Genomic DNA, 26,158 nt, shown 5'->3' with positions numbered 1-26,158 from the left:
CGAGGGGCGCGGATCGGATGTGATCCGCGCCCCAAGGCGACTAGCGGTACCGGCTCACTGGTCGCGGTACATCTCGGCCACGAGGAACGCCAGGTCCAGCGACTGGCTGCGGTTCAGCCGCGGGTCGCAGGCGGTCTCGTAGCGCTGGTGCAGGTCGTCGACGAAGATCTCGTCACCGCCGCCCACGCACTCGGTGACGTCGTCGCCGGTCAGCTCCACGTGGATGCCGCCCGGGTGGGTGCCGAGCCCCTTGTGGACCTCGAAGAAGCCCTTGACCTCGTCGAGCACGTCGTCGAAGCGGCGGGTCTTGTGCCCGGAGGCCGCCTCGAAGGTGTTGCCGTGCATCGGGTCGGTCACCCAGGCCACCGTGGCGCCCGACGCCGTGACCTTCTCGACCAGCTCGGGGAGCCGGTCCCGGATCTTGTCGGCGCCCATGCGGACGATGAAGGTCAGCCGGCCCGGCTCCCGCTCGGGGTCGAGGCGGTCGATGTACTGCAGCGCCTCCTCGGCCGTGGTGCTCGGGCCGAGCTTGATGCCGATGGGGTTGCGGATCTTCGAGGCGAACTCGATGTGCGCGCCGTCCAGCTGCCGGGTGCGCTCGCCGATCCACACCATGTGCGCGGAGACGTCGTACAGCTTGCCGGTGCGGGAGTCGACCCGGGTCAGGGCGGACTCGTAGTCCAGCAGCAGCGCCTCGTGCGAGGAGAAGAACTCGACGGTCTTGAACTCCTCCGGGTCGGTGCCGCAGGCCCGCATGAAGTTCAGTGCGTTGTCGATCTCACGCGCGAGCTGCTCGTAGCGCTGGCCCGACGGCGAGGTCCGCACGAAGTCCTGGTTCCAGGCGTGCACCTGGCGCAGGTCGGCGTAGCCGCCGGTGGTGAAGGCGCGCACCAGGTTGAGCGTGGAGGCGGACGCGTTGTACATCCGCTTCAGCCGCTCGGGGTCCGGGATGCGGGCGGCCTCGTTGAAGTCGAAGCCGTTGACCGAGTCGCCGCGGTAGGTCGGCAGGGTCACGCCGTCGCGGGTCTCGGTTCCCTTGGAGCGCGGCTTGGAGTACTGGCCGGCGATCCGGCCGACCTTCACCACGGGCACGGAGGCCGCGTAGGTCAGGACGGCACCCATCTGGAGGAGCGTCTTGAGCTTGTTGCGGATGTGGTCGGCGGACACCGCGTCGAATGCCTCGGCGCAGTCGCCGCCCTGGAGGAGGAACGCCTCTCCCTTGGCGACGGCCGCCATCCGGGCGCGCAGCTGGTCGCACTCGCCCGCGAAGACGAGCGGCGGATACGACTCGAGGTCCGCGATCACTGCGCGCAGAGCCTCGGCGTCGGGGTACTCGGGCTGCTGCGCCGCGGGCAGGTTTCGCCAGGTGTTGCCAGCGCCAGGGCTGGTCTTAGCGTTCACGGTCACCCCGTAAACATTACGGGGTCGTGTCGGATGTTCTTCCCTCCGGCTCGAAGGGTGAGACGGAGTGACTGACCGGTGGACGCGCGGGGGGTGCGGTAGGGTTCGTGGCATGTTCGCGCTTTCGATCCAGAGCTGCACCCAGAGCTGGTGGTGGACCGCTTCTCCGGCGGCCCGCTGATCGCGCGTGCGACAAGACTTCGCGAAGGCCGCCCGAGGGGCGGCCTTCGGTGTTTCCCGGGGTCGTTCCTCCTCATCCGTAGAAGAGGAACCATGGATCTGGCACAGCTGCTGCACGACCCCCGCCCCTTCGCCCTGCTCCGCCGCCGCACCCCCGGCCACGACGAGCAACTGGTGGAGGTCCTGCTCGGCCCGGTGACCAGCCGCGACCGGCTCGCCGACCTGCCCGACGAGGGGCTCGCCCTCGTCCCGTTCCGGCAGATCCGCGAGCGCGGCTTCGAGGTCCGCGACGACGGCACCCCGCTGCTGGTGCTGACCCCCGAGGAGTCCTACGGGATCCCGCTCGCCGAGGCGCTCTCCCAGCTCCCGGCGCACGAGGTACGGGTCGAAGGCGGCGGCTTCGACGTGGCGGACGAGGAGTACGGCGAGATCGTCGGCCGGGTGCTGCGCGAGGAGATCGGCCGGGGCGAGGGCGCCAACTTCGTGATCCGGCGCACCTACGAGGGCGAGATCCCCGGCTTCGGCCGCGCGGACGCGCTGGCACTGTTCCGGCGGCTGCTGGAGGGTGAGCGGGGCGCGTACTGGACGTTCGTGGTGCACACCGGGGACCGGACGCTGGTGGGCGCCAGCCCCGAGGTGCATGTGCGGATGTCCGGCGGCACCGTCGTGATGAACCCGATCAGCGGGACGTACCGCTACCCCGCCGAGGGACCGGCCCCGGAGCACCTGCTCTCCTTCCTGGCCGACGGCAAGGAGATCGAGGAGCTGTCGATGGTCGTCGACGAGGAGCTGAAGATGATGTGCACCGTCGGCGACATGGGCGGGGTCGTCGTCGGTCCCCGGCTGAAGGAGATGGCGCACCTCGCGCACACCGAGTACGAACTGCGCGGCAGGTCCTCCCTGGACGCGCGGGAGGTGCTGCGGGAGACCCTGTTCGCGGCGACGGTGACCGGCTCGCCGGTGCAGAACGCGTGCCGGGTGATCGAGCGGCACGAGGCCGGGGGGCGCGGGTACTACGCCGGTGCGCTCGCCCTGCTCGGGCGGGACTCCGGCGGCGCGCAGACCCTGGACTCCCCCATCCTGATCCGCACCGCCGACATCGGTGCCGACGGCCGGCTGCGCGTTCCGGTCGGCGCCACGCTGGTGCGCGGCTCCGACCCGGCGGGCGAGGTCGCGGAGACCCACGCGAAGGCGGCGGGCGTGCTGGCCGCCCTCGGGGTGCTGCCCGCCCGGCCGCGGGCGGAGCGGGAGGGGCCCCGGCTGGCCGACGACCCGCGGGTACGGGCCGCGCTGGACGGGCGGCGGGCCGCGCTCGCGCCGTTCTGGCTGCGGATGCAGGAGCGGTCCGAGTCGCTCGCGGGCCACGCCCTCGTCGTCGACGGCGAGGACACCTTCACCGCGATGCTCGCGCACGTCCTGCGGTCGACCGGGCTGGACGTGACCGTCCGGCGGTACGACGAGCCCGGGCTGCGGGAGGTGGTGCTCGCGCACGCGGGGCCGGTCGTCCTCGGGCCCGGTCCGGGTGACCCCCGTGACGGCGACGACCCCAAGATGCGGTCCCTGCGGGGCCTCACCGCCGAGGTGGTCCGGGCACACCGGCACGGTGTGCTCGGCGTCTGCCTCGGGCACGAGCTGATCGCGGCGGAGCTGGGCCTGGAGATCGTACGCAGACAAGTGCCGTACCAGGGCGCGCAGACGGAGATCGACCTGTTCGGGCGGAGCGAGACCGTCGGCTTCTACAACAGCTTCGTCGCGCGCTGTGACGGGGAGGCGGTCCGGGAGCTGGCCGCGCACGGCGTCGAGGTGAGCCGCGCGGACAACGGCGAGGTGCACGCGCTCCGGGGACCCGGCTTCGCGGGCGTGCAGTTCCATCCGGAGTCGGTCCTCACGCTGAACGGCACGGCGGTCGTTCAGGACCTGATCGGCCGGCTGCGCGGGGCGAGCGCGGTGGGGTGAGGCGGGGCCTGGGGACCGCGGGTCCCCCAGGCCCCGGTCGGGGTGTCAGCCGAAGAACACCCCGACCTCCTCGTACAGCTTCGGGTCCACCGTCTTCAGTCTGGCCGTGGCCTCGGAGATCGGGACACGGACGATGTCGGTGCCGCGCAGGGCGACCATCTTGCCGAAGTCGCCGTCACGCACGCAGTCGATGGCGTGCAGGCCGAAGCGGGTGGCGAGCCAGCGGTCGAAGGCACTGGGGGTGCCGCCGCGCTGGATGTGGCCGAGGACCGTGGTGCGGGCCTCCTTGCCGGTGCGCTTCTCGATCTCCTTGGCGAGCCACTCGCCGACCCCGGACAGCCGCACATGCCCGAAGGAGTCCTGCGACTGGTCCTTGAGCACCACCTCGCCGTCCTTCGGCATGGCGCCCTCGGCGATGACGACGATCGGGGCGTACGACGCCTTGAAGCGGGAGGTGATCCACGCGCACACCTGGTCGAGGTCGAAGCGCTGTTCGGGGATGAGGATGACGTTGGCGCCGCCGGCGAGCCCCGAGTGCAGCGCGATCCAGCCGGCGTGCCGCCCCATCACCTCGCAGACCAGGACCCGCATGTGGGACTCGGCGGTGGTGTGCAGCCGGTCGATGGCCTCGGTGGCGATGTTGACGGCGGTGTCGAAGCCGAAGGTGTAGTCGGTGGCGGACAGGTCGTTGTCGATGGTCTTCGGTACGCCGACGCAGGGCACGCCGTACTCGTCGGAGAGACGCGCGGCGACACCCAGCGTGTCCTCGCCGCCGATCGCGACGAGGGCCTCCACCTCCTGCTTGGCGAGGTTGTCCTTGATACGGCGGATACCGCCCTCCACCTTGAGGGGGTTGGTCCGCGAGGAACCGAGGACGGTGCCGCCGCGGGGCAGGATGCCGCGCACCGCCGGGATGTCGAGGCGGACCGTGTCGTTCTCGAGTGGACCCCGCCAGCCGTCCCGGAAACCGACGAAGTCATAGCCGTACTCCTGCACGCCCTTGCGCACGATGCCCCGGATGACGGCGTTGAGCCCGGGGCAGTCGCCGCCTCCGGTCAGTACTCCGACTCGCATGAAATGTCCCTTCGCCGCACTTGCCTGACGATCGGTCACGCTAATGGTGATACGCGTCACATCGGGAGAGGCGGGAAGGGTGATTCGGGCGCGTTGCCGGGATCCGGCCTACTCGTCGTCGAGTCCGCGCTCTATCGCGTACCGCACCAGCTCGACCCTGTTGTGCAGTTGGAGCTTGCCGAGGGTGTTCTGGACGTGGTTCTGCACCGTGCGGTGGGAGATGACGAGGCGTTCGGCGATCTGCTTGTAGCTCAGGCCCTTCGCCACCAGCCGCAGCACCTCCGTCTCCCGGTCCGTCAGCCGGGGCGCGCCCGGCTCGTCGGTGTCCGGAGCGGGCACGGGCTCGGCGGCCAGCCGCCGGTACTCGCCGAGGACGAGTCCGGCGAGGCCCGGCGTGAACACCGGGTCGCCCACGGCGGTCCGGCGCACCGCGTCCAGCAGTTCCTCGGTGGAGGCCGACTTCAGCAGATAGCCGGTCGCGCCGGACTTCACGGCCTCGAGCACGTCCGCGTGCTCACCGCTCGCCGAGAGGACGAGCACGCGCAACGCCGGGTTGTGGCCGACCAGTTCCTTGCACACCTGGACGCCCGGCTTGGCGGGCAGGTTGAGGTCCAGCACGAGGACGTCGGGGGCGGTGGCCCTGGCGCGGCGGACCGCCTGCTCGCCGTCACCGGCGGTGGCGACCACCTCGAAGCCGGACTCGGCCAGGTCACGGGCGACCGCGTCACGCCACATCGGATGGTCGTCCACCACCATGACCTTGATCGGGTCCTGCTGCTGTGTCATCGCTGTTCCGCCTTCTTCCCGCGCGCCCGTACGGCGCCCTTCGGTACCTTCAGTTCGACCTCGGTGCCCTGTCCGGGCACGGAGACGATCTCGGTGCTGCCGCCGAGGTCGCGCAGCCGGCCCCGGATCGACAGGGCCACCCCGAGCCGGCCCTCGCCCTCGGCCTGCACGAGCCGGCCCTCGGGGATGCCGGGGCCGTCGTCCCGGACGGTGACGACGATCTCGTCCGGCTCGTCCTCCACCAGGATCCAGGCCCGGGCCTGCGCACCGGCGTGCCGGCGCACGTTGTCCAGGGCTGCCCCGACGGCGGCGGCGACCTCACGGGCCGCGTCCGGCGGCAGCGGCACCGGGGCGCCGGGTTCGGCGAGGCTGACCCGGGCGCACGCGTAGGGGGCGAGCAGGGAACGCAGATCGACCGGGCCGGCCGGTTCGTCCTCCCCCGGCTCCTCCACCACCCGGACGACGGCGCCTTCGGCGAGGTCCTCCGAGACCCGGGACACCGGCACCAGACCGCCCGACACCAGCGTCCGCAGGGCCACTTCCTGCTCCCCGGCCAGCCGGCCCAGCTCCGCCGCCTCGCCGCCGAGGGCCGTGCCCCGGCGCTTCACCATCGCCAGCACCTGAAGGACGCTGTCGTGGATGTCCCGGGCCAGCCGCTCCCGCTCCCGGGTCGCGGCCTCGATCTCCAGCGCGCGGGCCAGGGTGCGCTCCGAGGCGCGGGCCACCTCCACGACGTAGCCGATGGCGATGGAGGCCACCCAGACGAGGATCACGTTGTGCACGGTGTCCCGGGCGGGGTGGCCGCGCTCGACCAGGTTGACGGCGGCCACCGCCGTGGAGGCGACGGCCGCCCAGCGCCAGCCCCCCTTGATGGCGAAGGCCAGCACCGCGCCTGCCGTCCATATCGACGGCAGGGTGGGGCCGCCGCCCGCGATCCGCTCGTGGCTGTCGGCGACCGGCGTGAGCAGGATGCCGGTGAGCGCGACGGCCAGGTCGACGGCCAGGAAGCGCCGGGTGCAACTCGCCGCGTTGGCCACTTTGGGCAGGGTGGCGAGGGTCCACCCGACCAGGACCGTGTAATAGGCGACGGCGACCCAGGGCCGCACGAAGTGGTCGTACGCGGTGGCGCACAGGCCGATGGCGTACAGCGTGGTCAGGACCCGGTAGCCGGCGAGCGCGCGCCACAGCGGCAGCTCGACCGACATCCGCATGACGCGCTCGCGCTTGGGCATGTCCCCCGGTCCCCCCGGCTCTCAGGTCCCCCGCCTAGGAGTCGGCCTGCTTCTTCTCGGCCTTCTCGGCCTTCTCGGCCTTCTCCGCTTCCTTGGCCGCCTTGGCCGCCTCCGCGATCTGCCGCTTGGCCGCGGTGGCGTACATGTCGACGTACTCCTGGCCGGAGAGCTTCATGATCTCGTACATGACCTCGTCGGTCAGGGCGCGCAGCACGAACCGGTCGTGCTCCATGCCCTGGTAGCGACTGAAGTCCATGGGCTTGCCGATCCGGATGCCCGGCCGCATCAGCTTGGGCATCACCTGTCCGGGCGGCTGGATCTTCTCCGTGTCGATCATGGCGACCGGGATGACCGGCGCGCCGGAGGCGAGCGCCACGCGCGCCAGGCCGCCGGGCTTGCCCCGGTACAGCCGCCCGTCGGGTGAGCGGGTGCCCTCCGGATAGATGCCGAACAACTCGCCGCGCTCCAGCACCTCTATACCGCTCCTGACCGCCGCCTCACCGGCGCCGCGCGCCCCGGAGCGGTCCACCGGGAGCTGGCCGACGCCCTTGAAGAAGGCCGCGGTGAGGCGGCCCTTCACGCCCGGGGTGGTGAAGTACTCGGCCTTGGCGATGAAGGTGACCTTGCGGTCCAGCACGGCCGGCAGGAAGAACGAGTCGGAGAAGGACAGATGGTTGCTCGCCAGGATGGCGGGGCCGCTGGCCGGAACGTTCTCCAAACCCTCCACCCAGGGCCTGAAGGCGACCTTCAGCGGCCCTCCGATGGCGAGCTTCATCGTTCCGTACAACACCCGTGTGCCTCCTGTTTGCGTCGAGGAGACCTTAACCCGCGGCACCGTCAATGGGCCCGACGACCCTGGTCGGTGTCAGTGCGGTCGCGTACGGTGAAGCACATGCCAGTTCTCCCCGGAGCCGAGCCGTACCGCCATGAGGGCGGGGAGGTGGGGGTCCTCCTCTGCCATGGCTTCACCGGCTCTCCCCAGTCGCTGCGCCCCTGGGCGGAGCACCACGCGGCCCACGGCCTGACCGTGTCCCTGCCGCTGCTGCCCGGTCACGGCACCCGCTGGGCGGACATGCAGCTCACGACCTGGCAGGACTGGTACGCGGAGGTGGACCGCGAGCTGCGGGTGCTGACCGCGCGCTGCTCCCGGGTGTTCGTCGCGGGCCTGTCCATGGGCGGGGCGCTGGCGCTCCGGCTCGCGGCCCGGCACGGCGAGCGGGTCACGGGCGCGGTGGTGGTCAACCCGGCGAACAAGGTGCACGGCCTGTCGGCGTACGCCCTCCCGGTCGCCCGGCATCTGGTGCGCACGACGAAGGGCATCGCCAGCGACATCGCGAAGGAGGGCGCGGCGGAGCTCGGGTACGACCGGGTGCCGCTGCACGCGGCGCACTCGCTGCGGGTGTTCCTGCGCCGGCTGGACGGCGAGCTGCCCCAGGTGACCCAGCCGTTGCTGGTGCTGCGCAGCGCCCAGGACCATGTCGTGCCGGCGGCCGACTCGGCGCGGGTGCTGAGCCGGGTGTCGTCCACGGACGTCACGGAGGTCGTGCTGGAACACAGCTACCACGTCGCGACGTTGGACGTGGATGCGGACCGGGTCTTCGAGGAGAGCCTCGGCTTCATCGGCCGGCTCGCACCCAGTGTCGGCAAGGAAGGGACGGCCGCAGTTGGCTGAGCACGACTCCGGCCGTGAGGACCGAGAGGGCCGCGAGGACCGAGAGGGCCGCGAGCCGGACAAGCAGGAGGTGCCGTTCGATGAGGACGCCGCTTGGCGGGCCATCGTCGCCGGCTACGGCGAGGAACCGCCGGACCCGCCGGGTGCCCGGCCCTTCAGGCGGGTGGAGGATCTCGCCCTGCTGGAGACGGACCCGGCGACGGACACCGTGAAGGATCCCGCAGCGGGTCCGGGGAAGGACCCGGAGAGCGAGCCCCAGCGCGACACGGACGACTCCGCGGGGCGGGGTCCCGCCCGTCCGCTGGGCGGCTCGGTGTCCTTCGCGCCCGGTGTCGGCCCGCGCGACCACACGCTGCCCGAGCCGTCCGACGACGACTTCGACGAGGACGACGAGGGCCACTTCGTCCCGCCGGAGCCGCCACCGCTGCCGACCGCGGACACGACCGCCAGGTTCGCCTGGCTCGGAGTGGTCGGCGGCCCCGTGCTGCTCCTGCTCGCGGTGGTACTCGGCTGGGACATGACCTGGTGGCTGGCGACCCTCGGCATCGGCGGCTTCCTCGGCGGCTTCGTGACCCTGGTGACCCGGATGCGGACGGACGACGACGAGAACGACGACCCGGGGCGCGGCGCGGTGGTCTGAGGAGCGCCCACGACGGGGCCGTACAAGGGGTTCCCTGCAGGTGGTGCAGGGGGCTCCTCACCCGGAGGGCACGCGCAGGGCGGCCAGTACCGGCAGGTGGTCCGTGGCCGCGGTCAGATCGGCCCGGGTGACGCCCGGCTGGTCCAGGGGGACGCCGCAGCCGAGGACCTCGACGCCCCCGGTGGCGAAGATCGCGTCGATGCGCTGGTGGGGGTCGGCGGGGGTGGAGGTGAACTCACCGCCCCAGGGTGCGGTCGTCCGGCAGTCCTGGAGAGGGGCGGCGAGCCGGCGGAAGGTACGGCCGTCGGGGCGTTCGTTGAGATCGCCGCCCGCGACGGCGTGGTCCACCCCGAGTCCGGTGAGACGGTCCAGGAGCAGGCCGCCCTGCTCGTAGCGCTCGTCCGGCTGGAGGCTGAGGTGGCAGCTGAGCACGCCGAGGCGGGCGCCGCCGAAGCGGACCACCGCCGTGGCGAAGCCGCGTCGGTGCAGGCCGGGGGTGAGGGGGAGCAGTACGTCCTCGGTGCGCTCGACGGTGGCGCGCAGGTTGCACAGGATCGCCGGTCCCGCCGCCGTGGCGCCCCCGGTGAGGACGACCTGTCCGGCGGCGGCGGCGAGCCGGGCGAGTTTCTTGCGCCAGCGGAAGAAGCGCGGGGCCTCCTGGACGAGGACCAGGTCGGGGGCGCAGGCGGTGATGACGCGGGCGAGGGCGTCCGTGTCGTCCCGCATCGAGCGGATGTTGTAGCTCAGGACGCGGATGACGGCCGAACCGTCCGGCTCTGTCGTGGAGTTGGGGAGCAGCGCCATGTGGATCAATGTACGCCCAACAGGTCGGGGCGCGAGGATCCGTCTGCGACTGCCCCTGCGGGGTGGCTTGTCGCGCCACGCGCCGGAGCCGCATGTCGAGTCCCCGCGCCCCTGGGTCGGATCGCGGCGGTTCACCACGTGACTGTCACATGATCGGGTCGGGCTCCCGGGCCAGGTCCGCCGCGCCCACCATGCCGGCCTTGTTGCCGAGCTGGGCCGCGATCACGTCGGCGACCGGGCGCCAGTTGCCGCCCACCAGCCAGCGCTTGTACGACTTGCGGATCGGGTCGAGGACCAGGTCGCCCTCGTCGGAGAGACCGCCGCCGACGATGAACGCGGACGGGTCGAAGAGGGAGGCCAGGTCCGCCAGGCCCGCGCCGGCCCAGCGGGCCAGCTCACGGTAGGAGTCGACGGCGACCGGGTCGCCCTGGCGGGCGGCCATGGAGATGTGCTTGCCCTCGATGCCGTCGGGGGTGCCGTCGCCCAGCGCCAGCAGGACCTCGGCGCGCTCGGGGGTGGCGTTGGCGCGCTGCTTGGCGTAGCGGACCAGGGCGCGCCCGGAGGCGTACTGCTCCCAGCAGCCCTGCGAGCCGCAGCCGCACAGCAGGCCGTCCGGGACCATGCGGATGTGGCCGAACTCGGCGGCTACCCCGAAGTGGCCGCGGCGCAGCTTGTTGCCGATGATGATGCCGCCGCCGAGGCCGGTGCCGAGCGTGATGCAGATGACGTTGCGGTGGCCCTTGCCGGCGCCGAACCTGTACTCGCCCCAGGCGGCGGCGTTGGCGTCGTTCTCGACCACGACCGGGAGGCCGGTGCGGGCCTCGACCTTCTCCTTGAGCGGCTCGTTGCGCCAGTCGATGTTCGGCGCGAAGTACACCGTGGAGCGCTGCCGGTTGACGTACCCGGCCGCACCGATGCCCACGCCGACGATCTCGTGCCCGGCGCGCGCCCCCTCCACCGCCGAGGCGATGGCGTCCACGATGGCCTCGGGCGTGGTGGGGGTCGGCACCTTGAAGGTCGAGAGGATGTTGCCTTCCTCGTCGACCACGCCGGCCGCGATCTTCGTGCCGCCGATGTCGACGCCGATGGTGAGTCCCATGAATCCCTCAGTTTCGGTCGAGCCCCGCTACGGCCAACCGTACCCGAGGCCCCGCCGTGGGAGGGCTTCAGTCCAGGTCGATGCGCTCCCCCGGACCGCTGCCCTCACCCCGGTCGCGCCGGTCCGGCCGGTCGTCCGCCGGGTCGGCCGTACGGGCGGTCCAGCGCTGTTCCTGACCTTGGACGGCGGAGCGGTAGGCGGCGAGCAGTTCGCCGCCGGCCGCGGCCAGATGGTCGAAGACGTCGGGATTGCGTTCTATGACGGGTTCCACGGCGGCCTTCGCCTGCTCGACGACCTGCCGCACCACCTGCTGGGCGGCGGGTCCGGCGAGACCGCCGAGAAGCGGTGACCGCAGGCCGGACAGCTTGTCGGCCACCGAGTCCACGAGCTTCTTCAGTTCCTCGGCGGCCGAGCCCGGCGGCGGGCCGTGCTCGGTGCGGCGGCGGGCCTTCTCGGCGGCGAGGTCCTCGGCGCAGGCCCTGGCCCAGGCGTCGGCGTCGGTCACCCGCTCCTCTTCCGGTTCGGCTGCGGGGCGCTCATCGCTCATGGCGGACTCCTGACTACGGTTCGCCTTTACGACGGTACCCGAACGGGCGTATCCCGTTCACCGTCCGGCGCCGGGCGTATCCCGTTCACCGTCCGGCGCCGGGCCACAGGTCCGGGTCCGGGGCGAACCGGATGCGCAGTTCGCCGTCCAGGAGTCCGGCGCCGGCGACGGTGCAGCGGCGCAGGGCGGAGGGCAGCGGCACGATCCGGCGGAAGGGGCCCGCCGTGATCAGGAGCTCGTCGCCGCGCCGGACGAGGTCCAGCTCGTCCCGTATGGCGCCGGGCAGCGGGAGGTGCCAGACCAGCACGCCGTCCTCGGCGATCCGGTCGGTGACGGGCCACTCGACCGGGTCGGGTGCCGGGTTGACCGCGGGCACGGCGAGGGCGGCGAGGTCGTCGGGCCCCTGCGGGTCCCGGCCGAGGTGCGGGACGACGTGGACGTCGTACGACTCCTGCCAGTCGGCGAGCGTCTTGCGCTGCTGGGCGAGGAGCCCCGCGAGCCAGCTGTCGGGGGCGGCCTCGGGCAGGGCCCGGTTGGCGATCAGCCCCTCGGTGCGCAGGCCGCGCAGGGCGAGGCCGAGGGCGGCGGTGCGCACGGCGCCGGCGCCGGCCGGACCCGGTTCGGCGACCAGGCGTACGGCGGTGTTGCGGTCGCTGAGGACGGCCTCCACCGCGGCCAGTTCGACGTCCCAGCGGGCCGCCGTCTCGTACAGCCAGTCGGCGGGCATGGGGACGCCGGCCAGCCGGCCGAGGACCGGGCGCAGGGCGCGGGCGGCCTGCCGTTCGGGCGGCAGGATGCGGCGCAGGTAGCGGCGCAGTTCTTCGGGCAGACCGAGCAGGGCGAGGGCCCCGGGCAGGGGCGGCAGGTCGACGACGAGCAGGTCGTACCGGTCGGAGAGGGCCGCGTCCCGCAGCGCGCGCAGGAAGGAGAGCTCCTCGGCGCCGGGCAGCGGGGTGACCTCCTCGGCGTCCAGCCGGGCGGCACCGAGCAGGTCGAGCACGGTCGTGGCGCGGTTCTGGAAGGCGGTGAGGTCCTGCCGGAACCGTTCCGTGGCGTCGGGCCGCCAGACGGTGAGGTACGGGGCGGCTTCCGCCGGTGCCGGTCCTGTTCCGGTGCCCAGCGCCACGCCCGGGGTGTCGGTGTGGTCGGCGCTGAGGAGGAGCGTGCGGGTGCCGCCGGCCGCGGCGCGGAGTGCGGTGGCGGCGGCGATCGTGGTCCGCCCGCTGCCGCCCGGGCCCGTGATCAGGATGGTGCGCATGACGGTGAACGGTACCGTCGTGCGCGGGAAGTAAACGGAGGCGCCTACTTCTCGCCCGACTCGACCCTCTTCTTCAGCCCCGCCAGCGCCCGGTCGATGATGACCTTCTCCGCCTTGCGCTTGATCATGCCGAGCATGGGGATCTTGACGTCGACGGTGAGGGAGTAGGTGACCTCCGTCGCGTCCTGGCCCGCCGGCTTGAGGAGGTAGGAGCCGTCGAGGGAGCGGAGCATCTGGGACTTGACCAGGGTCCAGGAGACCTCGTGGCCGCCGGTCCAGGTGTAGGCGAGGGTCTGGTCGTCCTTGATGGCGCCGGCGTCCATGACGAGGCGGACCTGTTCGGCGCGGCCCTGCGCGTCGGTGCCGAGGACCTCCGCCTCCTTCACCTCGCCGGTCCAGTCCGGGTAGCGCGCGAAATCGGCGATCACCGCCATGACGTCGGCCGGAGCCGCCTCGATCGTGATGCTCGAACTGGTGTGTTCCGCCATCGCCGTGGCTCCTCCAGATGCGGGCCGTATGGAGAGGTCTGTGTGCGCCGGGCTGCGCACGTGTGTGCAGCGTGAAGGCTACCGCGCCGCCGACCTGCCGACTTCACCCCGTCCGCCGGCCCACTCCGCCGGACTCACCATTCGAGCGCCCAGGGCGTGCCGCTGCCGGCGAAGTGCCCCACGTTCACACACTCGGTGACGCCGATCCGCATCCGGCGCGCCAGCGGCTGGTGCACGTGCCCGAACAGCGCGTACCGCGGCCGGGTGCGGTGGATGGCGTCCAGCAGGGCGCGGCTGCCCCGCTCGAAACGACGGGCCACGGTGTCGTAGACGAGTTCGGGCACCTCCGGCGGGATGTGGGTGCACAGCACGTCGACCTCGCCGACGGCCTCGATCTTCGCCGCGTACTCCTCGTCGCTGATCTCGTACGGCGTACGCATCGGGGTGCGCAGGCCGCCGCCGACGAAGCCGAAGGTACGCCCGCCGATCTCCACCCGCTGGCCGTCGAGGACCGTGGTGCCGGGACGGGCGTACTCCGGCCACAGCGCCGGCATGTCGACATTGCCGTACGTGGCGTACGTCGGCGTGGGGAACGCGGCGAACAGCTCGGCGTACTGCTTGCGCACCGCTTTCTCGATGGCCGTGGCCCGGTCGGTGCCGATCCCGGCCCACAGCCGGGCACCGAACTCGCGGGCCTCGGCGAATCGGCGGGCGGTGCGCAGCTCGACGATGCGGTCGGCGTTCTCCGTACCGAAGAGGTCGGGGAAGATCCCGCGCGAGTGGTCGGCGTAGTCGAGGAAGAGGACGAGGTCACCCAGGCAGATCAGGGCGTCGGCGCCTTCGCCGGCCCGGGCCAGGTCACGGGCGTTGCCGTGCACATCGCTGACCACATGGACCCGGGTCCGCCGGCTGCCGGAGCGTGAGGATGCCATGGTGATCAAGGGTAGGCGTGTGCGGTCGAGGTGAACAGTGCCGGTCGGGCCTGCGGTTACTGGCCGGTCGGTTCGGCCGTGGACTACTGTGCGCGAAGGAGAGCCCATGTGTGTGACGCAGCGAACATCTCGCCGGGACCCCCTGTCCTAGACGCCATACCGGCGGGTAACGTCCGGGCAGTCCAGTCGTGCTCTGGATTTCAACCACCGAAGTCCCCGAGCACTAGCCCGAGCCTTGGACCGCACCGTCGCATCGCACAACGTCGTGGCGCCGGCGCCCTATGAGGAGCAGCAGTCTTGCGCGAGTTCAGCCTTCCGGCTTTGTACGAGGTCCCTGCGGACGGCAATCTGACCGACATCGTCCGCAGAAACGCCGCGCAGCACCCCGACGTCGCCGTCATCGCCCGCAAGTCGGGCGGCGCCTGGCAGGACGTGAGCGCACGGGAGTTCCTGGCCGAGGTCCGCGCCGCCGCCAAGGGCCTCATCGCCTCCGGGGTGCAGCCGGGCGACCGGGTGGGCCTGATGTCCCGCACGCGGTACGAGTGGACGCTTCTGGACTTCGCGATCTGGAGCGCGGGCGCGATCACCGTGCCGGTGTACGAGACCAGCTCGCCGGAGCAGGTGCAGTGGATCCTGTCCGACTCGGGCGCGACCGCCTGCGTCGTGGAGCTGGACGCCCACGCGGCGGCCGTGGAGTCGGTGCGCGAGTCGCTGCCCGCGCTCAAGCACGTCTGGCAGATCGAGGCCGGGGGCGTGGCGGAGCTGGGCCTGCTCGGGCAGGACGTGTCGGACGAGACGGTGGAGGAGCGCAGCTCGCTCGCCCGGGCCGACGACCCGGCGACCATCGTGTACACGAGCGGCACGACCGGGCGCCCCAAGGGCTGTGTGCTCACCCACCGCAGCTTCTTCGCCGAGTGCGGCAACATCGTGGAGCGGTTGCGCCCGCTGTTCCGCACCGGTGAGTGCTCGGTGCTGCTCTTCCTCCCGCTCGCGCACGTCTTCGGGCGGCTGGTCCAGGTCGCGCCGATGATGGCGCCGATCAAGCTGGGCTGTGTCCCGGACATCAAGAACCTCACCGACGAACTGGCCGCGTTCCGGCCGACTCTGATCCTCGGTGTGCCGCGGGTCTTCGAGAAGGTCTACAACTCGGCGCGGGCCAAGGCCCGGGCGGAGGGCAAGGGCGCCGTCTTCGACAAGGCGGCGGACACCGCGATCGCCTACAGCAAGGCGCTGGACAGCCCGACGGGCCCGTCGTTCGGCCTGAAGGTCAAGCACAAGGTCTTCGACCGGCTGGTCTACGGCAAGCTGCGCGCGGTCCTGGGCGGCCGGGGCGAGTACGCCATCTCCGGCGGTGCCCCGCTGGGTGAGCGGCTCGGCCACTTCTTCCGCGGCATCGGCTTCACGGTGCTGGAGGGCTACGGCCTGACCGAGTCCTGTGCGGCGACCGCGTTCAACCCCTGGGACCGGCAGAAGATCGGCACGGTCGGACAGCCGCTGCCCGGCTCGGTGGTGCGCATCGCGGACGACGGCGAGGTGCTGCTGCACGGCGAGCACCTGTTCAGGGAGTACTGGAACAACCCGGGCGCGACGGCGGAGGCGCTGGCCGACGGCTGGTTCCACACCGGTGACATCGGCACCCTCGACGAGGACGGCTATCTGAGGATCACCGGCCGGAAGAAGGAGATCATCGTCACCGCGGGCGGCAAGAACGTCGCCCCGGCGGTGATCGAGGACCGGATCCGGGCGCACGCGCTGGTCGCGGAGTGCATGGTGGTGGGCGACGGGCGGCCGTTCGTGGGCGCGCTGGTCACCGTCGACGAGGAGTTCCTGGGCCGGTGGGCCGCCGAGCACGGCAAGCCGGCGGGCTCCACCGCGGCGTCGCTGCGCGACGACCCGGATCTGCACGCGGCGATCCAGGCGGCCGTGGACGACGGCAACGCCGCGGTGTCGAAGGCGGAATCGGTGCGGAAGTTCCGCATTCTTCCCTCCCAGTTCACGGAGGAGTCGGGCCACCTCACCCCGTCGCTGAAGCTCAAGCGGAACGTGGTGGCGAAGGACTACACGGACGAGATCGAGGCGATCTACGCCAAGTGACCCCGGCGGTACCTCATGGCGCGGTGTCCTCTGCGAGGACCCGCGCCATGGTGCGTTCGGCGAGGGCCGTGATGGTGACGAAGGGGTTCACGCCGATCGACCCCGGGACGAGCGAGCCGTCGGTGACGTACAGCCGCGAACACCCCTTGACCCGGCCGTAGTCGTCGGTCGCCCGGCCCAGCACACAGCCGCCGAGCGGGTGGTAGGTGAAGTCGTCCGCGAAGATCTTGCTGCCGGAGCCGAACAGGTCGTACCGGTAGATCGTGGCGTTGGCCAGGTTGATCCGGTCGAACAGTTTCTTGGCCATGCGCACGGAGACGGCGCTCTGGGCGGCGGTCCAGCCGAGCTTCACCGCGCCGGAGGTGGTGTCGTACGAGAACGACGCCCGCTCGGGGTTCTTGGTGATCGCGAGATACAGGCTGATCCAGTGCTCGAAGCCCATGGGCAGCGGGGCGATCTCGGCGAAGACCGGGTTGTCGGGGTTGGCCCAGTCGTCGATGCCCATGACGGGCATGGTGGCCTGGTCGGCGCCGACGGTGTCCCACACGTGGTTGGCGCGGCCGACCATGGTGTTGCCGTTGGTGCCCCAGCCCGCGCCGACGTCGGGGCTCAAGGCGGGCAGGGTGCCGGTGTCGCGGGCGCGGACGAGCAGTTCGGTGGTGCCGACGCTGCCACCGCCGAGGAACAGGTAGGTGCAGCCGTACTGCCTGGTCTCCACGACCGCGCCGGTGGCGTCGATGCGGTCGGCGGTCAGGACGTACGACCCGTCGCCCGCCCGGCTGATCGACGTGACCTTCTCCAGGGTGTGGATCGTGACGTTGCCGGTGCCGAGGGCGGCGGCCAGGTAGGTCTGGTCGAGGCTGCGCTTGCCGTGGTTGTTGCCGTAGATGACCTCGCCCGCGAGAGCGGACCTCGTGGCGGTGCCGGCGGCCTCGCGCTGCATGTAGCCGAAGTCGTAGACGTTCGGCACGAAGGTGGTTTTCAGGCCGGCGTTGGCGGCGGCCTTCCGGGAGGTGCGGGTGAACTTGTACCACTCGGTGGACTCGAACCAGGCCGGGTCGACGGAGTTGACGCCGAGCATGGCGCGGGCGCGCGGGAAGTACGTGCCGTACATCTCGTCGGCGTCCACCGCCGGGAACTGCTCGGTGAAGTAGGACTTGAGCGGGGTGACGGCCATGCCGCCGTTGACCAGGGAGCCACCGCCGACGCCCCGGCCGACGTAGACGGACATGTGGTCGTAGTGCACGCGGTCCAGGACGCCCGGGTAGGGGGTGATGGCCTTGTTGACCACGTCCAGCCACAGGAAGCTGGCGAGCGGGGCCTCGGTGCGGCTGCGGAACCACATGGAGCGCTGGTCGGGGGCGCTGGTGGAGCAGAACACCTTGCCGTCGGAACCGGCGGTGTTCCAGAGCCGGCCCATCTCCAGGACGAGGGTGCGGATACCGGCCTGGCCGAGGCGGAGGGCGGCGACCGCGCCGCCGTAGCCGGAACCGACCACGATCGCCGGGGAGTTGTCGACGGGAGCGGGTTCGGCGGCCCGGGCGGACTGGAGGCCGACGCGGGTGAGGCCGAGGGTGGCCGCGGTCTGCAGCGCGGCCATACCGAGTATGTGACGTCTCGTCAACTGACGTCTCATCAGGTTTGCTGTCATACGCGCAGCATGGGCGGATTATCTGGTTCCGCCAAGGGAGCGGGCGCCACCCGGGGAGAGGAGTTCGCCACGCCGGCGACTGCGGGCCCTTCGCGGCCGGTCGCGCCGTTCCCCGCGGCCCCTTCGGGGCCCCTTCCCTAGAGCAGGTTGTCGAGCCTCTCGGCGAGCAGGTCCCAGCGCCACTTCTCCTCGATCCACTGTCGACCGCGTTCGCCCATCCTGCGGCGCAGCTCGGGGTCGCCGAGCAGGGGCACGATGCGGTCGGCCGCGGCCTGCGGGGAGCCGCCCCGCACGACCCAGCCCGTTTCCCCGTCGATGACGGCGTCGGGGGCGCCCCCCGAGTCGCCCGCGACCACCGGGAGGCCCGTCGCCGATGCCTCCAGGTAGACGATGCCGAGGCCCTCCACGTCCAGGCCGCCGCGGCGGGTGCGGCAGGGCATGGCGAAGACGTCCCCGGCGCCGTAGTGCGCGGGCAGCTGCGACCAGGGCACGGCTCCGGTGAACCGGATTGAGCCGGCGACCCCCGTCTCGCGGGCGAGGCGGCGCAGGTCCTGCTCGTAGGGGCCGCCGCCGACGATCAGCAGCACGGTGTCCGGTTCGGCGGCGAGGATGCGGGGCATGGCCCGGATCAGGGTGTCCTGGCCCTTGCGCGGCACCAGACGGGAGACGCAGACCACGACCGGCCGGTCGGTGAGGCCGAGCCGGGCGCGGACCTCGTCGCCGCCGGAGGCGGGGTGGAAGGTCTTCTCGTCCACCCCCGGCGGCAGCTGCACCATGCGGCCGGCCGCCTCGGGGGTCAGGACGCCGGCGATCCGGGAGCGGGTGTACTCGCCCAGGTAGGTGATCGTGTCCGTGGATTCACCGATCCGGCGCAGCAGCTGCCGGGCGGCGGGCAGCTGGGCCCAGCCGGCCTCGTGCCCGTGGGTGGTGGCCACCAGCCGCTGCGCGCCGGCCTTCCGCAGCGCGGGGGCCATCAGGCCGAGCGGGGCCGCCGCGCCGAACCACACCGAGGTGCAGCCGTGCTCGCGCAGCAGCCCGACCGCCCGCCGGGTCGCCTGCGGGGTGGGCAGCAGCATGGTCGTACGGTCGCGCACGACGGTGAAGGGCTGCTCGGCGTCGAAGGCGGCGGTGGCCTCGGCGCCCTCCCGGTCGCGCTTCCAGGTGGACGCGTAGACGACCAGCCGGCCGGGGTCCAGGCGGAGGGCCATGTTGTGCAGGAACGCCTGGATGCCGCCCGGCCGGGGCGGAAAGTCGTTGGTGACGATCAGGGTCTTGTGCATCGCCGCCGACCCTACCGAATGGGCCGCCCCCCTACCGGGCGCGGCCGGGTCTGTGGCATGCGCGCAGGGTCGCAGGACATCATGGTCGCTCGAAGCGAATTCGAACGGCACGGCAATCGAGCGGCAGGGGATCACGTGGAGACGAAGGGCACCGGGCGGTCCCTGGCATGGCTGCTCATGACCTGGGGCGTCACCCGCGCGCTGCTGCTGCTGTTCGTGTTCCGGGTGTACGCCTTCCCGGGCCCGGACGTCACCTCGGACGTGTCGGTGATCTACCGCGGCTGGTACGAGGTGCTGCGGCAAGGAACGTTTCCGCTGGACGACGTGACCTGGCAGTACCCGCCCGCCGCCGCCCTCGCCATCCTCTCCCCCGCCGGGCTGCCCTTCCTGTCGTACGCGCACGCCTTCTTCGTGCTGGCCTGCCTGGCCGACGCCGTCGTGCTGGCCCTGCTGCTCCGGGCCGGCCGCGGCTCCGGGCGCTCACCGCGCGGGACCTGGGTGTGGGTGGCGGGCGTGCCGCTGCTCGGGCCGACGGTGTACGCCCGCTACGACGTGATGGTGACCGCGGTGGCCGTGGCGGCGCTGCTGGCCGGGGCCCGGCGCCCACGGGTGATGGGGGCGCTGACCGCGCTCGGGGCGCTGCTGAAGGTGTGGCCGGCGCTGCTGCTGGTCGGTGCCGTGCGACGGCGGGCCTGGGCGTCGGCGGCGGCGACCGCGGCGGGCGTCGCGATGCTGTTCGCGGTGTCCATGCCGGGCGCCTTCGCGTTCCTGACCTTCCAGCGGGACCGCGGCACCGAGGTGGAGTCGCTGGGCGCCCTGGTCTTCCATGTGGCCCGGCACTTCGGCTGGGACGGCCAGGTACTGCTGAACTACGGGTCGATCGAGTTCCTCGGCCCGCACGTGGACCAGGTCAGCACCGCCGCGCTGGCCCTGACCGGCGCCGCGTTCGGCTGGCTGCTGCTGTGGCGGCTGCGCGCGAGACGTCCGCAGGCGCACGTCCTCGCCGACGCGGCCCTCACCGCGGTGCTGCTGTTCACGGTGACCAGCCGGGTGGTCAGCCCGCAGTACCTGGTGTGGCTGATCGGCCTGGCGGCCGTCTGCCTGTCGCACCGGGCGAGCCGCATGGGGGCGCCCGCGCTGCTGATCGTGCTCGCGTCCTTCCTGACGGTCCTGGAGTTCCCGCTCGGCTTCTCGCACGTGGTGCTGAGCGACTGGTACGGCGTCACGCTGCTGGCGCTGCGCAACGGCCTGCTGGTCGCGGCCACGGTCACGGCGGCCCGCCGGCTGTGGCGCTCGACCGTCCCGCCGGCCACGACCGCCCCCTTCCCGCCTCACGCCACCCGCACCGAGGAGACCCCGGTCTCCTCCTGACGCCCGGCCCGCCGCAGCGGCACCACCACGGCCGCGCACTGCACGGCCATCGCCAGCGCCAGCGCCAGGCAGACGCCGGGCAGGCCGAGGCCGCGGAGGGCGTACGCGAGCGGCAGCTGGACGGCGGTCCCGAGCAGGGTGATCCGCAGCAGCACGGGCGCTCGGCCGCTGCCCTCGAAGACGCCGCCGAGCGCGATGAAGCAGGCCATCAGCAGCAGGTAGGGGCCGACACGGCGCAGGAACAGCACGCCCTGGTGGGCGACTTCGGGACCGGCGCCGAAGGCGGTCATGATCCAGGGGGCCGTGGCGGCGAACAGGACGGCGGCCGAAAGGCCCAGCGCGCCCGAGAGGAGCACCGCCTGGCGGCCGATGTCCCGGCGCGCGTCCAGCCCCGCGCCCCGGGTGTGGGCGGTGTGGATGGCCGCGGCCTGGCGTACCGCGTAGAAGGTCTGCGCCGCCGGCTGGACTTCCTGCGGACCCCGGCGAGCTTCTTCTACCAGGAGGGCGAGCCGGTGCGGGCGGAGCAGGCCGGGGACCTGTTCCGGGAGGGCATGCTCCGGGTCGCCCGGGCCACCGGGCAGGCCGAGCGGGAATGGCTGCGGGAGGCCATCGGCACGCTCAGTCGAGCTGCGTCGTGACGTAGTCCCGCCAGCGCCTGGTGAACTCCCGCGGTGTCGTCCCGAGCACCTTCTCCAGTGCCGCCTCGACCGCGCCCGCCCGCTTCCCGTGGGCGCCGACGTCCCGGTAGAAGGCGCCGAGCCGGGCCGGGCCCCACTGGTCGGCGATCATCCGGCAGGCCAGCCAGCCGCTCTCGTACGCCCGCGCCAGTTTCGTGGGTTCGCTGGTGAAGCCGAAGTCCGCGTCGGTGGGGAGCGCCTCGGGCGGCTCGCCGTCCCGGACGGCCCGGCCGAGCTCCGGGGCGGCCTCCGCCGCGGTCCGGCCGGTGCCGAGATAGCCGACCCAGTCGGCGTAACCCTCGGAGAGCCACAGCGGGGTGGCGGCGGTGGTGTTCGCCCGGGTGGCGACATGGGTGGTCTCGTGGGTGAGGACCACCTGCTTGCCGACGTCACCGAGCACGGCGTACGCCTCCGGGTTGACCACCACCCGGTCCGCGGGCGCCCGGCCCGGGCCGCCCGCCTCGCCCGTGGTGACCGCCGCGATGCCCCGGTACTCGGCGGCGGGCGAACCGAGCAGTGCCGCCATGGACGCCAGGGTCCGCGGGACGAGGACGACGATCCGGCGGCTCCACTCCGTGGCCCACACCCCGGAGACGGCCGGGACCGCACGGTCGGCCAGCCGGGCGAACTCCTTCAGGCCGCCGGCGGACCCGCCGGTGCCGAGCACCAGACTGTGCGCGCCCCGGACGACGGTCACCGTGCCCTGGTCCCACAGCTGCTGCCCGGCCTTACCGGCGGGCCGGTCGGCGGTGACGTACCAGCGGCCGTCGGCGGTGCGGCCGAGGGCGAGGCTGCGGTGGGCGTCGACGGGGGCCCGGTCGTAGCCGGCGACGCGGTAGCTCAGGTCGGCGTCGGCGGTGGCGCCGGAGGCGGTGCGGTGCACGGCGGTGACCCGGTAGCTCCAGGAGGCCAGCGGAAGGGCGCGCAGCCGGATGTACTCGGTGCGGGTGCCGGTCACGCCGTACGCCGCCTCGTCGTGACGGAGCAGGGCCGCCGAGCGCCGGTCGAGCACCTGCTGCACCTGGACCCGGGCCGGGTCGCCGGGCGGGCTCCCGCCGCAACCGGCGAGGGACAGCAGCAGACTGAACCCCACGGCTCCGGTGCTCCACGCCCGTCTGCGACCAGTCACTCGCCGATCGTACGGCGAGCGGCGCGGTCAGGGCCGGGTGACCGAGGAGACCGGCATCATCCCGACCGGGTCGTAACGCACCGGGGCGCCGGGGTACGGCGCGTGGATGACCTGGCCGTGACCGACGTACATCGCCACATGGCTGGCGTCGGAGCGGTAGACGACCAGGTCGCCGGGGCGGGCCTGGGAGAGCGGGACCTGCCGCCCGGCGAACCGCTGCTCCTGCGAGGTGCGCGGCAGATGGACGCCGGCGTGCGCGTACGCCCACTGCATCAGGCCGGAACAGTCGAAGCCCGAGGGGCCGTTGGCGCCCCACACGTAGGGGCGGCCGAGGGCGGCACGGGCGGCGGCCAGGGCCGCGGCGACGCGCCCGTCGGAGGCACCGGCACCGGCCGGCTCGGGCAGGTCCGGACGACTGCCGCGGGAGGCCCGGTCGTAGGCGGCGCGTTCGGCGGCGGACAGGGCGTTGAGCAGCTGCCGGGCCCGGGCGAGCTTGCTCTCCACGGTCCGCTTGTGGGCGGCCACGGCCTTGCGGCTCTTCTCCAGCTCGGCGAGCTTCCCGGCCGCCTCCGCGCGCTCCTGGGCGAGGTCCCGCATCGCGGACTGAAGCTCCTTGAGCCGGCCCGCCTGCCGGGCGCCGATACGGTCGAGCGTGGACGCCTTGTCCAGGTATTCGTCGGGGTCGGCGGAGAAGAGCAGGGCGACCGCCGGATCGATGCCGCCGGCGCGGTACTGGGCCCCGGCCAGCGAACCGAGCTGCCCGCGCAGGTCGTTGACGCGCTGCTGCTGCCGGGCGATGTGGTCCTGGGCGGCGCGGACCTCCCGGCGCAGCTCGCGGGCGCGCTCGTCGGCCTTGTCGTACGCCTGGGTCGCCTTCTCGGCCTCCACGTACAGGCGGTCCACCTCGGTGCGTGCGTCGGCGCCCGGCGCCGCCTGCGCCGGTACGGCGCCGACCGCGGCTGCCGCGGTCGACAGCACGCACAGGGCAGCGGCGGCGCCCCGGTCGAATCCGGACGGTGCAAGGCGGCGATGGGACCCCACGGCAGTCCTTCTGCTGGCGGACACAGACCGTTCCCCGGCGCCTGGGGACGGGGAGGCCCCGGCGCCGGGGAAACGCGGCAGACAGTAGCCGGGCGGACGGGCCCGGGCCAAAGCCCGCGGAGTCAACACACAGTGACGTCCCGCCGCTGACGCAGGTCACCGGCGGGACGTGGGGTCAGTTCGGGTCCCGGGGATTCGCCCGTTCGGGCGCCACCGTGTCCGCGTGTGTGACGCGGATCAGACCCGGACGCCGAACTGGAACGGCATGTTGCCGATGGCCTCGTAGCGGACCACGGCACCGGTGTGCGGTGCGTGCAGCACCTGGCCGTTGCCGGCGTACAGGCCCACGTGGTGCAGGTCGCCGTAGAAGAACACCAGGTCGCCGACCTTCAGGTCGTTCATGCCGACCCGGGTGCCTATGGTGGCCTGCGCCTCGGAGGTGCGCGGGATGGAGACGCCGGCCTGGGCGTAGGCCCAGGAGGTCAGGCCCGAGCAGTCGAAGGAGGACGGGCCCGTGGCGCCGTAGACGTACGGCTTGCCGAGCTGGCTCTGGGCGGCGGAGAACGCGGCCGAGGCGCGGCCGGAGGCCGGCGGGGCGTCACCGAGGTCCACGCGCTCGGTGGAGGAGCGGTTGGCGCGCTGCTGCTGCTCGGCGAGCTGCTGCTTCTCCTTGGCGGTCAGGGTGTTCAGGAGCTTCTGCGCCTCGGCGAGCTTGCCCTGGACTTCCTTCTTCTTGGTGCCCAGTTCGGTGCGGGTGGCCGAGAGATCCTTGAGCTTCTCGGTGGCCTCGGCCCGCTCCTGGGCGAGTTCGCGCTGTTTGTCCTGAATCTTCTTCAGCGCGTCGACCTGCTGGCTGCTCAACTGGTCGAGCGTGGACGCCTTGTCGAGGTAGTCGTCCGGGTCCGAGGACAGGAACAGCTGGACCGAGGCGTCGATGCCGCCGGAGCGGTACTGGGCGGTGGCCAGTGAACCCAGGCCGTCGCGCAGCTTGTTGAGCTCCTCCTGGCCGCGGGCGACGTTGTCCTGGATGGTGGAGATTTCCTTCTGCAGCTTCTGCTGCTTCTCCTTGGCGCCGTTGTACTTCTCGGTCGCCTGCTCCGCCTGCTCGTAGAGCTTGTCGACCTTGGCCTTGACCTCGTCCTTGCCGAGCTTCTCGCTCGGCGCGGCGTTGGCGGCGTTGGCGCTGAGCGCGACGGCAGCTGCGGCAGCGGTGGTGAGCACGGTCACGCGAGTGCGGCTCGGCTGCTTGGGTCGACGGTGGGACGCCACGGAGGACGAACTCCTTCTTGTGAGTGATCACCCGTTCGGAGGTTCGAGCCCAGACCCTAGTGACCCAGTTGTGATCAGTTCAAATCCCACACCGAAAAATCCCGTCACGCAATGCATTCTTTGCACACAACTCACATCCAGTGAGGCGTGATTGACGCTACGTTGCGTGACGATAGGCCCAATTCGGGCATCAGCCATGTCCGTTGGACGTTCAGGACAGGCGCTTCAGAAGCACCGCAGAAGCCACCGGTCGGGCACCCGCCTTGGCGATCCCGTCGGCCACCTCCCGGTCGGTGGAGGCGACGATGACCGGACGCCCCGGCGGCTCCGCGCGCACCAGTTGGCGGATCAGCTCGTCGGCCGTGACACCCGGCTTGGAGAACAGCACCCGCACCCCGCGCGGCGGCGCGAGCAGCACCGGCGCGGCCAGTTCGGCGCCGTCGAAGACACACGTCACCTCGGCCCCGGTCTGCGCGGCGAGCGCCGAGAGCTGGCCCAGCAGCCTGAGCCGCTGCTTCTCCAACGGCATCTGCGGATAGCCGGTCTTGGTCACGTTGTAGCCGTCCACGACCAGATGCGCCTGCGGCAGTGCCAGAAGCTGGTCGAGAATGGCCGGGTCGTTCTCCGACAGGGCGCGCGCCGCGATGTCCTTCGGGGTCATCCGTCCCGGTTCGACCGCGTCGACGGTCTCGGCCGGGCGCACCGACACCGGCGGCAGGGCGAGTTCGCGCCGGAGCCCCTGGGCGGCGTCCAGCAGGGTGTCGAGCAGCAGCCGCACCCGCATGTCCTCCACGCTGCGGCCCTCCCGGGCGGCCCGGCGGGTGGCCTCCAGCGCGGCCTCGGCCTCGCCCAGGCGGGCCTTGAGCCGCCGTGACTCGCTCTCCGCCACCGACACCTGCGCCTGCGCCTCGGCGCGCACGGCGTCGATCTCCCCCCGCATCTTGCGCACCGCGGCCTCGCCGCGCTTCACGTCACTGACCGCCGAACGCAGCTTGCGGTGGAGCGAGTCCGCTTCCTTCTTCGCCGACTCCAGCTCCACGCGCAGCCGCTCGGTCTCGGCCCGGGTGTGCTCGCGGGCCTGCGCCAGCTCCGCGCGCAGCCGTTCCAGCTCGGCCCGGCTCTCCTCGTCGGCCCGCTCGGCGTCCGCCCGCTGGGCCTCCTCGCCGGCCGCGGTGACCAGCTTCACCCAGCCCCCCGGGCGCAGCACGTAGGCCGCGGCCGCCACGTCGAGCGGGTCCGCGGCCGGGGGCGGGGAGCCCGAGTCGAGGGCGCCGGCGAGTTCCGGCTGCGTCTCTCTGAACTTCTCCCCGATCCGCTGCCGGAACAACGGATCGGTCTCCAGGGCCGCCGCCATCGCGTTCCCGGCGAACTTCGCCCGGCGATTGGGGGCGAACCGGGCGTACTGTCTCAGCTGGGCGGGAAGTTCCGCCACGGTCAGCCCGCCGAAGCCGTCCGAGACGATCTGCACGACCCGTCGGCGCACACCGTCGGGCAGCGGACGGTCAAGCACCTCGGCGGTGCCGTCGCCCGGCCCCCCGCCTGCGGTCTCCACCATCCGTCACACCCCAATACCGAAT

At 72.4% G+C, this 26,158-nt stretch carries 22 protein-coding genes and 2 pseudogenes; 6 read left to right on the top strand and 18 right to left on the bottom strand.

The genetic code is table 11. The features are described 5' to 3' along the window. Positions 1–54: 54 nt before the first annotated feature. Positions 55–1,407 (bottom strand): class II 3-deoxy-7-phosphoheptulonate synthase, encoded by a 1,353-nt coding sequence (locus ACIGYR_RS11855; RefSeq protein WP_391839110.1) that lies wholly within the window; start codon positions 1,405–1,407, stop codon positions 55–57. Between the two features lie 267 nt (positions 1,408–1,674). Here ACIGYR_RS11855 and ACIGYR_RS11850 point away from each other — a divergent pair, with 267 nt between their 5' ends. Then, the gene (locus tag ACIGYR_RS11850) at positions 1,675–3,537 is read left to right on the top strand and encodes an anthranilate synthase family protein (protein ID WP_399595510.1); all 1,863 of its coding nucleotides are present in this window, start codon (positions 1,675–1,677) and stop codon (positions 3,535–3,537) included. A gap of 45 nt (positions 3,538–3,582) precedes the next feature. Here the strand turns inward: ACIGYR_RS11850 and ACIGYR_RS11845 are convergent, their stop codons facing one another. The 4 genes from ACIGYR_RS11845 to ACIGYR_RS11830 form a co-directional block, all read right to left on the bottom strand. Then, positions 3,583–4,611: a 6-phosphofructokinase gene (locus ACIGYR_RS11845; protein ID WP_391839106.1), complete on the bottom strand. Its 1,029-nt coding sequence runs from the start codon at positions 4,609–4,611 to the stop codon at positions 3,583–3,585. 108 nt (positions 4,612–4,719) lie between these two features. Then, on the bottom strand, positions 4,720–5,397 hold the full coding sequence (locus ACIGYR_RS11840; protein WP_399595511.1) for a response regulator: 678 nt from the start codon (positions 5,395–5,397) through the stop codon (positions 4,720–4,722). Beyond that, positions 5,394–6,629 carry a MacS family sensor histidine kinase gene (gene macS / locus ACIGYR_RS11835; RefSeq protein ID WP_399595512.1) on the bottom strand — a complete coding sequence of 412 codons (1,236 nt, stop codon included), beginning with the start codon at positions 6,627–6,629 and terminating at the stop codon, positions 5,394–5,396. Before macS ends, ACIGYR_RS11840 begins: the two co-directional genes overlap by 4 nt. A gap of 34 nt (positions 6,630–6,663) precedes the next feature. Beyond that, positions 6,664–7,404, bottom strand: a complete 741-nt coding sequence (locus ACIGYR_RS11830) for a lysophospholipid acyltransferase family protein (RefSeq protein WP_399596498.1) — start codon at positions 7,402–7,404, stop codon at positions 6,664–6,666. A 117-nt stretch (positions 7,405–7,521) separates the two neighbouring features. Here ACIGYR_RS11830 and ACIGYR_RS11825 point away from each other — a divergent pair, with 117 nt between their 5' ends. Beyond that, entirely contained in the window at positions 7,522–8,301 is a 780-nt protein-coding gene (locus ACIGYR_RS11825) for an alpha/beta hydrolase (RefSeq protein WP_399595513.1), read from the top strand. Further along, entirely contained in the window at positions 8,294–8,941 is a 648-nt protein-coding gene (locus tag ACIGYR_RS11820; protein ID WP_399595516.1) for a hypothetical protein, read from the top strand. Before ACIGYR_RS11825 ends, ACIGYR_RS11820 begins: the two co-directional genes overlap by 8 nt. A gap of 57 nt (positions 8,942–8,998) precedes the next feature. Here the strand turns inward: ACIGYR_RS11820 and ACIGYR_RS11815 are convergent, their stop codons facing one another. From ACIGYR_RS11815 to ACIGYR_RS11790, 6 genes are all read right to left on the bottom strand, one after another. Further along, entirely contained in the window at positions 8,999–9,745 is a 747-nt protein-coding gene (locus tag ACIGYR_RS11815) for an endonuclease/exonuclease/phosphatase family protein (RefSeq protein ID WP_399595517.1), read from the bottom strand. 145 nt (positions 9,746–9,890) lie between these two features. Continuing rightward, positions 9,891–10,844, bottom strand: a complete 954-nt coding sequence (locus ACIGYR_RS11810; protein ID WP_391839096.1) for an ROK family glucokinase — start codon at positions 10,842–10,844, stop codon at positions 9,891–9,893. Between the two features lie 67 nt (positions 10,845–10,911). After that, entirely contained in the window at positions 10,912–11,391 is a 480-nt protein-coding gene (locus ACIGYR_RS11805) for a DUF5304 domain-containing protein (protein ID WP_399595520.1), read from the bottom strand. 85 nt (positions 11,392–11,476) lie between these two features. Further along, on the bottom strand, positions 11,477–12,649 hold the full coding sequence (locus tag ACIGYR_RS11800) for an ArsA family ATPase (RefSeq protein ID WP_399595521.1): 1,173 nt from the start codon (positions 12,647–12,649) through the stop codon (positions 11,477–11,479). Between the two features lie 44 nt (positions 12,650–12,693). Then, positions 12,694–13,137, bottom strand: a complete 444-nt coding sequence (locus ACIGYR_RS11795) for an SRPBCC family protein (RefSeq protein WP_391839090.1) — start codon at positions 13,135–13,137, stop codon at positions 12,694–12,696. A 134-nt stretch (positions 13,138–13,271) separates the two neighbouring features. Continuing rightward, positions 13,272–14,027, bottom strand: coding sequence for a metallophosphoesterase (locus ACIGYR_RS11790; RefSeq protein WP_391839720.1), 756 nt, complete (start codon positions 14,025–14,027; stop codon positions 13,272–13,274). Between the two features lie 339 nt (positions 14,028–14,366). On the opposite strand from ACIGYR_RS11790, the gene ACIGYR_RS11785 reads away from it, so the two are divergent. After that, entirely contained in the window at positions 14,367–16,163 is a 1,797-nt protein-coding gene (locus ACIGYR_RS11785; RefSeq protein WP_391839088.1) for an AMP-dependent synthetase/ligase, read from the top strand. Between the two features lie 13 nt (positions 16,164–16,176). On the opposite strand, the gene ACIGYR_RS11780 is transcribed toward ACIGYR_RS11785, so the two are convergent. After that, positions 16,177–17,763 carry a GMC oxidoreductase gene (locus ACIGYR_RS11780; protein WP_391839086.1) on the bottom strand — a complete coding sequence of 529 codons (1,587 nt, stop codon included), beginning with the start codon at positions 17,761–17,763 and terminating at the stop codon, positions 16,177–16,179. A 188-nt stretch (positions 17,764–17,951) separates the two neighbouring features. Next, positions 17,952–19,094 carry a glycosyltransferase family 4 protein gene (locus ACIGYR_RS11775; RefSeq protein WP_399595524.1) on the bottom strand — a complete coding sequence of 381 codons (1,143 nt, stop codon included), beginning with the start codon at positions 19,092–19,094 and terminating at the stop codon, positions 17,952–17,954. A 135-nt stretch (positions 19,095–19,229) separates the two neighbouring features. Here ACIGYR_RS11775 and ACIGYR_RS11770 point away from each other — a divergent pair, with 135 nt between their 5' ends. After that, a complete protein-coding gene (locus ACIGYR_RS11770; RefSeq protein WP_399595526.1) occupies positions 19,230–20,465 on the top strand; it encodes a glycosyltransferase 87 family protein in 1,236 nt (411 codons plus the stop codon). Here the strand turns inward: ACIGYR_RS11770 and ACIGYR_RS11765 are convergent. Then, positions 20,426–20,923, bottom strand: a pseudogene (locus tag ACIGYR_RS11765) (MATE family efflux transporter); the annotation flags it as partial. The gene ACIGYR_RS11770 and the pseudogene ACIGYR_RS11765 overlap by 40 nt on opposite strands. Here ACIGYR_RS11765 and ACIGYR_RS11760 point away from each other — a divergent pair. Next, positions 20,915–21,103: pseudogene (locus tag ACIGYR_RS11760) on the top strand (PadR family transcriptional regulator); the annotation flags it as partial. The pseudogenes ACIGYR_RS11765 and ACIGYR_RS11760 overlap by 9 nt on opposite strands. On the opposite strand, the gene ACIGYR_RS11755 reads toward ACIGYR_RS11760, so the two are convergent. The 4 genes from ACIGYR_RS11755 to ACIGYR_RS11740 all read right to left on the bottom strand — a co-directional run bounded on the left by ACIGYR_RS11755 (position 21,084) and on the right by ACIGYR_RS11740 (position 26,136). After that, complete coding sequence (locus ACIGYR_RS11755; RefSeq protein ID WP_399595527.1) at positions 21,084–22,271, bottom strand: hypothetical protein; 1,188 nt, start codon at positions 22,269–22,271, stop codon at positions 21,084–21,086. The pseudogene ACIGYR_RS11760 and the gene ACIGYR_RS11755 sit on opposite strands and share 20 nt — an antisense overlap. A 27-nt stretch (positions 22,272–22,298) precedes the next feature. Further along, positions 22,299–23,312, bottom strand: coding sequence for an NlpC/P60 family protein (locus ACIGYR_RS11750; RefSeq protein WP_399595528.1), 1,014 nt, complete (start codon positions 23,310–23,312; stop codon positions 22,299–22,301). 237 nt (positions 23,313–23,549) lie between these two features. After that, entirely contained in the window at positions 23,550–24,581 is a 1,032-nt protein-coding gene (locus tag ACIGYR_RS11745; RefSeq protein ID WP_399595530.1) for an NlpC/P60 family protein, read from the bottom strand. A 211-nt stretch (positions 24,582–24,792) separates the two neighbouring features. Beyond that, complete coding sequence (locus tag ACIGYR_RS11740) at positions 24,793–26,136, bottom strand: NYN domain-containing protein (protein ID WP_391839077.1); 1,344 nt, start codon at positions 26,134–26,136, stop codon at positions 24,793–24,795. Between the last annotated feature and the right edge of the window lie 22 nt (positions 26,137–26,158).

The organism is Streptomyces sp. NPDC053076 (genome assembly GCF_044546845.1).
Taxonomy (GTDB): Bacteria; Actinomycetota; Actinomycetes; order Streptomycetales; family Streptomycetaceae; genus Streptomyces.
This window is presented reverse-complemented; position numbering and strand designations above follow the sequence as displayed.